2 protein-coding genes are annotated in these 2,488 nt (G+C 53.3%); one reads left to right on the forward strand and one right to left on the reverse strand.

The genetic code is table 11. The features are described 5' to 3' along the window. The first annotated feature begins 244 nt into the window (after nucleotides 1-244). The gene (locus tag ACSV5M_RS21645; protein WP_439178930.1) at nucleotides 245-739 is read left to right on the forward strand and encodes an REP-associated tyrosine transposase; all 495 of its coding nucleotides are present in this window, start codon (nucleotides 245-247) and stop codon (nucleotides 737-739) included. Between the two features lie 204 nt (nucleotides 740-943). Here ACSV5M_RS21645 and ACSV5M_RS21650 read toward each other — a convergent pair whose 3' ends face one another. Continuing rightward, nucleotides 944-2,266 (reverse strand): glycoside hydrolase family 2 TIM barrel-domain containing protein, encoded by a 1,323-nt coding sequence (locus ACSV5M_RS21650; protein ID WP_439178931.1) that lies wholly within the window; start codon nucleotides 2,264-2,266, stop codon nucleotides 944-946. Nucleotides 2,267-2,488: the final 222 nt, after the last annotated feature.

Consider the following 2,488-nt stretch of genomic DNA (forward strand, 5'->3'; position numbering starts at 1 on the left):
CACAAGCGGCCTGATGGGTTGCTTGTGGTGGTATCGGAGAGATGGTATCTACAGGACGCGGGACATGTAGGTCGGATTAGCGCAGCGTAATCCGACACCGTCGGTGATTCCAAATCCGCGTCAGGAGATAAGCCCGTAGGTCGGATTAGCGCAAGCGTAATCCGACACCCAACTTGCACGCACAAAAAAACTCCGGCACTATCTCCAACGCTCAACCACGGACAAGAACACAAAGGACTGAACCATGCAATACCGCAGAGCCCTGCACAAAGGCGGCTGTTATTTTTTCACAGTCGTCACCCACGAACGCCAACCCATCTTCAATCACCCGGATGTTGTCTTCCTGCTGCGCCGAACGTTCAAGCGGGTAAAACGCAACTATCCTTTTGATATCGACGCCGCTGTTATCCTCCCGGATCATCTCCACTGCATCTGGACCTTGCCTGTGCACGATGACGATTTCGTTACGCGCTGGCGGTTAATCAAGAGTGGATTTGCCAAAGCTTACGGGCAACCATTACCGATCTGGCAAAACCGTTTTTGGGAACACGTAATTCGCGGCGAGCAGGATTATCGCCAGCACCTGGATTACATTCATTTCAATCCGGTAAAACACGGTTATGCTCAAACGCCCGCGCAATGGCCGCATTCAAGTTTTCGTAAATTTGTTGAATTGGGATTTTATGACGAGGATTGGGGGAGTGAGGTTGATTTGCCGGAGACGGTGGGAAATGAATAAATTATTTTTTAATTTGCATGGTCATGTCGGGTTACACGGCGGTGCCGCTAACCCGACCTACGGAGCTACGAAGTACCATGTAGGTCGGATTAGCGCAGCGTAATCCGACACCCCCGGTAATTCAACATCCGCATCAGGAGATAAACCCGTAGGTCGGATTAGCGTAGCGTAATCCGACACCAGGCGAATTAAGGTCACCCAAAATCACCGCACAAAAAACGGCACATTCGCGGCGGCTGCTCTATTAAAACGATTGGTCACATACGCAAACAAACGATAAGGCCCACCTTCAGTCGGCGCTGTAAACTCAAGGTTTCCTTTCCCATCGTCCTTCACAATCAAACCTTCCACCGCTTTCGGGCGCGCTTCCGGATCGCCGCCGGCGCGGATGTCGGTGCTTTCCGGTAAAAATTCCCAGCGCACTGTAAAGGCTTCGTTGTCGGGATGAAACGCATCCACTTGCGCGGTGTAAGTTTTTCCCGCCTCCAGGTAGATACTCTCTTCCGCTTTTTTGCCATCAATCAGGAAGCTGCGAATGGAAGGGGCGCGTTCTTTCGGCCACTCGCCGGTCCATAAAAATTGCATGGTATCCACCACTTCGGTCGCTTCCCCGGACTCCAGAAACATGCCGTACCAGGTCGGCGTGGTTTCCTGTTTCTGGCCCCACAAAAATGCATAGGAACCCAGCGCCTGATCAGGTGCGCCGAGCACGCCGGCTGCGTAGCGCTCGCGATAGGATTGCGCTTTTTCTGTGGTGGTTTGTTCGATGGGCACATCCCACTCTGTCTTGGCAATTTGCCAGTGGCCGGTGGGACCCCATTCGGTTACCGCATAAGCGCCGGTCCAGCCGATGTCTTTCAAGGTTTGCGGCAGGGTTTCAAGGCCGCCGTAAATATTGACGCTGAGGTAATCAATACTCGGCACGCGTTCCATAATCAGGCGCGCTTTTTCGGCGTCGATACCGGCGGTGACGGTGGTAATCAAATGGTTGGGGTCGAGTTCGCGCACCATCTTCGCGATATCTTCAATGGCATACCACACCTTGGTGTTGGTATAAAACAGATCGACTTCATTGCCCAGACCCCACACAAGCAGGGCCGGGTGGTCCTTGTATTTCAGGACCTGTTCGCGCACGTCTTCTTTTTGCTTGGCTACCGCCGCCTCGTCGTTGTAATTAAAGCCATGGCGCTCGTGACCCAAACGCAGTCCCATCATGACCGTCAGGCCGTGCTTGTGCGCCTCATCAAGGATACGTTCGGCATCGTTGGTGCCCCAGGTCCGCAGGGAATTGCCGCCACTAGCGGCCAGGAGCGGGATATTATGACTGCCGCCGGCACCGCGAATAAAATAGGCCTGGTCGCCGCGATAAATCTGGTAACGACCGTCTTCCTGTTTCAACGTGACCGGTATAGCACCGCGTGTAGACGATGTTTGTGCTGCTGAAGTGTCCGCCGGAGGATTTTCTGCGGAGGGGTTACAGGCGGCGAGCAATGCGGGTAAGGCGAGCGAAAAAAGGAGCTTGCGCATGATGTTGTTCTCTTGTTATGGATGTGTTGGTATGGCGGGAAGCCGAGGTCCCGTTCGTTTACGGTAGTCGATTAATCGGCGCGACTCAAAACAATTTTCGTTAAGATGGTGGGTATTTTTGGGGACGGGTGTCGGATTACGCTGTGCTAATCCGACCTTGTATCTCTCTGAAGAAGTTGATTAGCTACCAACTTCAACACCCGAGCCGGGTGAATGCGTATC

Origin of the sequence: Cellvibrio sp. ARAG 10.3, assembly GCF_051846955.1 — a bacterium.
In the GTDB taxonomy this organism is placed as follows: Bacteria; Pseudomonadota; Gammaproteobacteria; order Pseudomonadales; family Cellvibrionaceae; genus Cellvibrio.